Genomic DNA, 5,640 nt, shown 5'->3' with positions numbered 1-5,640 from the left:
AACCCGGAAGCTAAGCCTCACAGCGCCGATGGTACTGCAGGGGGGACCCTGTGGGAGAGTAGGACGCCGCCGAACAATCATTCAAGAGAAGCCCCTGATCCATTCGGATCAGGGGCTTTTCGCATTTCCAGGGGCTTTTCAGGGCGTTTCCCCGGACGTCAGAGCCGGTACTTGAAACCGTAGTGCGACCGTACGAAGCCGAGCCGCTCGTAGAACCGGTGGGCGTCGGTGCGGGTGGCGTCCGAGGTGAGCTGGACGAGGTCGGCGCCGAGTTCGCGGGAGCGGTGGATCGCCCACTCGATCAGTTCGGTGCCGAGGCCGCTGCCGCGTTCGTCGGCGTGGATGCGGACGCCCTCGATGATCGCGCGGGTGGAGCCCTTCCGGGAGAGGCCGGGGACGAGCGTCAGCTGCAGCGTGCCGACGGCTCGGCCGGCGCGTTCGGCGACGACCAGGTGCTGGTTCGGGTCGTCGGTGATGCGGGCGAGGGCGGTGCGGTACGGGGTGAGGTCGTCGGGGCTCTCGCGCGTCGCGCCCAGCGGGTCGTCGGCGAGCATCGCCACGATGGCCGGCAGATCGGCCTCCGTCACCCGGCGGATCGTCAGAACGGTCGTCTCGGTCATGATCAGAGAATAGGGGCCCCGATCTCCCGCACCACCCCCTGTCTACGCCCGTAGCACCCCTTCACGGCCCTTCCCGGGGTGATTCCGCGTCACTCGCCGGGCTTGGCACTGGTGATGACGGCGAACACCGCTCCGTGCGGGTCCTGGAGCTGGGCGAGCCGGCCGACGCCGTGGACGTCCATGGCGGGGATCCGGACCGTCGCGCCGAGGGTGGTCGCGATGGCGAGGGCGGCGTCGACGTTGGGGACCTCGAAGTACGGGAGCCAGTGGGACGAGGTGCCGCGGGCGGTGTGTTCGGGGCCGAGCTGCATGATGCCGCCGTGGGCGTCGTCGGTGCCGCCGCCGGCCGGGGTGAGGACGGTGTAGAGCGCCTCGCCGAACGGGACGTCCTGCTCCTGCCAGTCGAAGACCGCGCGGTAGAAGGACTTCGCGCGTTCGGCGTCGACGCTGTAGCACTCCGTCCAGCAGAGGCTGCCTTCCGCGGTGACCACGTCGAGGCCGCGGGTGTCGTGCGGCTGCCAGACGGCGAAGTCGGCGCCGGTCGGGTCGGTGTAGCCGGCCATCCGGCCCGCGGTGAAGACGTCGAAGGGCGCGAACCGGACGCGTCCGCCCGCCTGGCGGACGAGTTCGGTGGTGCGGTCGGCGTCGGGCGTGGCGAAGTACACCGTCCACGTGGGCAGCGAGCCCTCCTCGACGAGCGGGCCGAAGGCGGCGACCGTCCGGCCGTCGAGCCGGAAGAAGCCGTAGCCGCCGGCCTCGGGTCCGGCGGAGTCGGTGGACCAGCCGAACAGGGCGGTGTAGAAGTCCGCGGAGGCCCGGGTGTCGGGGCTGCCTAGGTCGAGCCAGATCGGGGCGCCGGGCCGGTAGTCGGTGGTGAGCATGGCGGCACTGCTCCTCGGACGGGGCCCGTGCGGGCACGGGTGCGGTCGGTGGCCCCCCGCCCCTCCCAGCCTGGCACCTGCACCGGTGGGCCGCACGGCAGGCGGTCACGGCCGTGACGGGCCGTGACCGGGGCGGCTGGAGGTCGGCCGGAGGGCGGAGGGCGGCCGGAGGGGTGCCGTCCGGGAGCGGTCCGGACGTGTCCGACCGGGGCGGTACGGTGCGTAGCGGAATGGTCCGCCCGTACCGGTCGAAGGGGGGTCCCGGTGGCCAGGCAGCCGCAGGCGGGACAGGAACCCGCGCAGCGCCAGCTCGCCCAGGTGGAGGGGGTGCTGGAGCGGATCACGTACGCCAACGAGGAGACCGGGTACACGGTGGCCCGGGTGGACACCGGCCGGGGTGCGAACGACCTGCTGACCGTGGTGGGGGCGCTGCTGGGCGCGCAGGTCGGGGAGTCGCTGCGGCTGCACGGGCGGTGGGGCTCGCACCCGCAGTACGGGCGGCAGTTCACGGTGGAGAACTACACGACGGTGCTGCCGGCCACGATCCAGGGCATCCAGCGGTACCTGGGGTCGGGGCTGATCAAGGGGATCGGTCCGCGGTTCGCCGAGCGGATCGTGGAGCGGTTCGGGGTGGACACCCTGGAGGTGATCGAGAACGAGCCGGGCCGGCTGATCGAGGTGCCGGGGCTGGGGCCGAAGCGGACGAAGAAGATCGCGGCGGCGTGGGAGGAGCAGAAGGCCATCAAGGAGGTGATGGTCTTCCTGCAGGGGGTGGGGGTGTCGACCTCGCTGGCCGTGCGCATCTACAAGCAGTACGGCGACGGCTCGATCGGGGTGGTGCGGAACGAGCCGTACCGGCTGGCCTCGGACGTGTGGGGCATCGGTTTCCTGACGGCGGACCGGATCGCGCAGGCGGTGGGGATCCCGCACGACAGCCCGGAGCGGGTGAAGGCGGGGCTGCAGTACGCGCTGTCGCAGAGCACCGACCAGGGGCACTGCTACCTGCCGGAGGAGCGGTTGATCGCGGACGGCGTGAAGCTGCTCCAGGTCGACGTGGGGCTGGTGATCGACTGCCTGGCGGAGCTGGTGGCGCTGGAGGGGGTGGTGCGCGAGTCGGTGCCGGGGGAGGGCGGCGAGCCGATCACCGCGGTGTACCTGGTGCCGTTCCACCGGGCGGAGATTTCGCTGGCCAACCAGGTGCTGCGGCTGCTGCGTTCGGACGCGGACCGGATGCCCTGGTTCGCGGGGGTGGACTGGCCGGTGGCGCTGGAGTGGCTCGCGAAGCGGACGGGGGCGGAGCTGGCGCTGGAGCAGGAGCAGGCGGTGCGGCTGGCGCTGACGGAGAAGGTCGCGGTGCTGACGGGCGGTCCGGGCTGCGGCAAGTCGTTCACGGTGAAGTCGATCGTGACGCTGGCGCTGGCGAAGCGGGCGAAGGTGGTGCTGGCGGCGCCGACCGGCCGGGCGGCGAAGCGGCTCGCGGAGCTGACCGGGGCGGAGGCGTCGACGGTGCACCGGCTGCTGGAGCTGAAGCCCGGCGGGGACGCCGCGTACGACCGGGACCGGCCGCTGGAGGCGGACCTGGTGGTGGTCGACGAGGCCTCGATGCTGGACCTGATCCTGGCGAACAAGCTGGTCAAGGCGGTGCCGCCGGGGGCTCACCTGCTGTTCGTCGGGGACGTGGACCAGCTGCCGTCGGTCGGCGCGGGCGAGGTGCTGCGGGACCTGCTGGCGGACGGCGGCCCGGTCCCGTCGGTGCGGCTGACCCGGATCTTCCGGCAGGCGCAGCAGTCGGGAGTGGTGACGAACGCGCACCGGATCAACGAGGGCAGGCCGCCGCTGACGGACGGTCTGCCGGACTTCTTCCTGTTCGCGGAGGACGACGCGGAGCGGGCGGCGGGTCTGACGGTGGACGTGGTGGCGCGGCGGATCCCGCAGAGGTTCGGGTTCGATCCGCGGCGGGACGTCCAGGTGCTGGCGCCGATGCACCGGGGTCCGGCCGGTGCGGGGAACCTGAACACGCTGTTGCAGGCGGCGGTGACGCCGGCCGGGGAGGGGGTGGCGGAGCGGCGGTTCGGCGGGCGGACGTTCCGCGTGGGGGACAAGGTCACGCAGGTGCGCAACAACTACGACAAGGGGCGGAACGGGGTCTTCAACGGCACAGTGGGTGTGGTGACCGCCCTCAGTGTGGACGATCAGCGGCTGACGGTGCTCACCGACGAGGACGAGGAGGTGCCCTACGACTTCGACGAGCTGGACGAGCTGGCCCACGCGTACGCGGTGACGATCCACCGTTCGCAGGGCAGCGAGTATCCGGTGGTGGTGATTCCGGTCACCATGTCCGCCTGGACGATGCTCCAGCGAAACCTCCTGTACACCGCCGTGACCAGGGCACGGAAACTCGTGGTGCTGGTGGGGTCACGCAAGGCGATCGCGCAGGCCGTCCGGGCCGTCAGCGCAGGTCGGAGGCACGCCGCGCTCGATCATCGACTTGCCACTGGATGATTATCCAACAGGATGGTTGCCTCTAATGTTCTCTTGACGTGAAGAGATTTACGGCAGAGCCTAGGATGGCGCCGATCTTGTCCGGTTCGTACCGGCTGCGGCGGCAGGTTTTGTAGGGGAGGGCCCTTTCGGGCCACCCCGGGTGCGCGGCTGTCCTCCAGATGGGGGATGGTAGAGACAGTCAGGGCACCTTGGAAGAGGATTCATTTCGTCGGTGAGGAAGACGTGAGCGACAACTCGGTAGTACTGCGGTACCAGGACGGCGAGTACGAGTACCCCGTCGTCGAGAGCACTGCGGGCAACGCCGGCTTCGACATCTCGAAGCTGCTTCCGCAGACCGGCCTGGTCACCCTGGACAACGGCTTCGGCAACACCGCCGCCTACAAGTCCGCGATCACCTTCGTGGACGGCGACAACGGCATCCTGCGGTACCGCGGCTACCCGATCGAGCAGCTCGCAGCGCAGGGCGGCTTCGTCGAGACCGCGTACCTCCTGATCAACGGCGAGCTGCCGAACGCGGACCAGCTCTCCGAGTTCAACCGCGAGATCACCCAGCACACGCTCCTGCACGAGGACGTCAAGCGGTTCTTCCAGGGCTTCCCGCGCGACGCCCACCCGATGGCCATGCTGTCCTCGGTGGTCGGTGCGCTCTCCACCTTCTACCCGGAGAGCCACAACCCGTTCGACGCGGCCCAGCGCCACCTGTCGACCGTGCGCCTGCTGGCCAAGCTGCCCACCATCGCGGCCTACGCCTACAAGAAGTCGATGGGCCAGCCCTTCGTCTACCCGCGCAACGACCTGAGCTACGTCGAGAACTTCCTCCGGATGACCTTCGCGGTCCCGGCCGAGGACTACGAGCTCAACCCGGTCATCGTGAACGCGCTGGACAAGCTGCTGATCCTGCACGCGGACCACGAGCAGAACTGCTCCACCTCCACCGTGCGCCTGGTCGGCTCCAGCCACGCCAACCTGTTCGCCTCGATCTCGGCCGGCATCTCGGCGCTCTGGGGCCCGCTGCACGGCGGCGCCAACCAGGCCGTGCTGGAGATGCTGGAGAGCATCCAGAAGGACGGCGGCGACGTCGACGCCTTCATCACGAAGGTCAAGAACCGCGAGGCCGGCGTCAAGCTGATGGGCTTCGGCCACCGCGTCTACAAGGCCTTCGACCCGCGCGCCGCGCAGGTCAAGCTGCTGGCGCACGAGGTCCTCGGCCAGCTGGGCAAGCAGGACCAGCTGCTGGAGATCGCGCTCAAGCTGGAGGAGCACGCGCTCAAGGACGACTTCTTCGTCTCGCGCAAGCTCTACCCGAACGTGGACTTCTACACGGGCCTGATCTACCGCGCCATGGGCTTCCCGACCAGCATGTTCACCGTGCTGTTCGCCCTGGGCCGGCTGCCCGGCTGGATCGCCCACTGGCACGAGATGATCAACGACCCGACGAGCCGCATCGGCCGTCCGCGCCAGATCTACACCGGCACCGCCATCCGCGACTACGTCGCCCTCGGCGAGCGCTGACGCAGAACCCCGAAGGGGGGCGCGCCCCGGGGGGGGGCGGGGGCGGGGGGGGGGCCCGCGGCGGGGGCGCGGGGGGGGGGTTCCCCCGGGGGCGGGGGGGTGAGGCGCCCACGCCACGGGGC

General features: G+C 70.5%; 4 protein-coding genes and 1 rRNA gene. 3 read left to right on the top strand and 2 right to left on the bottom strand.

Going from position 1 to position 5,640, the window contains the following annotated elements; genetic code table 11:
- Nucleotides 1-75 (top strand): 5S ribosomal RNA (rrf, locus tag ACFV4G_RS42825); the annotation flags it as partial.
- An 83-nt stretch (nt 76-158) separates the two neighbouring features.
- Here rrf and ACFV4G_RS42820 read toward each other — a convergent pair.
- Both ACFV4G_RS42820 and ACFV4G_RS42815 read right to left on the bottom strand, forming a co-directional pair.
- A complete protein-coding gene (locus ACFV4G_RS42820) occupies nt 159-620 on the bottom strand; it encodes a GNAT family N-acetyltransferase (RefSeq protein ID WP_380448978.1) in 462 nt (153 codons plus the stop codon).
- Nucleotides 621-709: 89 nt separating this feature from the next.
- Nucleotides 710-1,501, bottom strand: a complete 792-nt coding sequence (locus tag ACFV4G_RS42815; protein ID WP_380448976.1) for a VOC family protein — start codon at nt 1,499-1,501, stop codon at nt 710-712.
- Between the two features lie 264 nt (nt 1,502-1,765).
- On the opposite strand from ACFV4G_RS42815, the gene ACFV4G_RS42810 reads away from it, so the two are divergent.
- Together ACFV4G_RS42810 and ACFV4G_RS42805 are read left to right on the top strand one after the other, a co-directional pair.
- Nucleotides 1,766-4,003 carry an ATP-dependent RecD-like DNA helicase gene (locus ACFV4G_RS42810; RefSeq protein ID WP_380448974.1) on the top strand — a complete coding sequence of 746 codons (2,238 nt, stop codon included), beginning with the start codon at nt 1,766-1,768 and terminating at the stop codon, nt 4,001-4,003.
- A gap of 225 nt (nt 4,004-4,228) precedes the next feature.
- Nucleotides 4,229-5,518, top strand: coding sequence for a citrate synthase (locus ACFV4G_RS42805; RefSeq protein WP_380448972.1), 1,290 nt, complete (start codon nt 4,229-4,231; stop codon nt 5,516-5,518).
- Nucleotides 5,519-5,640: the final 122 nt, after the last annotated feature.

Source organism: Kitasatospora sp. NPDC059747 (genome assembly GCF_042732955.1).
Taxonomy (GTDB): Bacteria; Actinomycetota; Actinomycetes; order Streptomycetales; family Streptomycetaceae; genus Kitasatospora.
This window is presented reverse-complemented; position numbering and strand designations above follow the sequence as displayed.

Excerpts from the sequence above, each read along its gene's own strand:
- ACFV4G_RS42820 (WP_380448978.1), bottom strand. The coding sequence starts at position 620 with ATGACCGAGACGACCGTTCTGACGATCCGCCGGGTGACGGAGGCCGAT.
- ACFV4G_RS42815 (WP_380448976.1), bottom strand. The coding sequence starts at position 1,501 with ATGCTCACCACCGACTACCGGCCCGGCGCCCCGATCTGGCTCGACCTA.